Annotated in this window: 1 protein-coding gene; it reads left to right on the top strand. The window is 47.6% G+C overall.

Translation table 11 applies throughout. The annotated features are described in order from the left end of the window. Positions 1-86: 86 nt before the first annotated feature. A partial coding sequence (locus tag SB775_RS29450; protein ID WP_410864773.1) for a hypothetical protein occupies positions 87-273 on the top strand: 187 nt, incomplete at its 3' end.

Below are 273 nucleotides of genomic sequence, written 5' to 3'. Positions count from 1 at the left end.
CCGTTGTTATTACCACGACGTATAACGAAACGCGTATTCAGCCAAATACCAAATGTCCTGAAAAGAGCTAATAATCAGGAGGAGTCATGAAGAAAGTTTTTCTTTGCGCCATCTTAGCCTCCTTAAGCTATCCGGCTATCGCCTCATCATTGCAGGATCAACTCTCTGCTGTCGCAGAAGCGGAACAGCAAGGTAAAAATGAAGAGCAAAGGCAGCATGACGAATGGGTCGCGGAGCGCAACAGGGAAATCCAGCAAGAGAAGCAACGTCGCG

This window comes from Peribacillus sp. SIMBA_075 (assembly GCF_046534585.1).
This window is presented reverse-complemented; position numbering and strand designations above follow the sequence as displayed.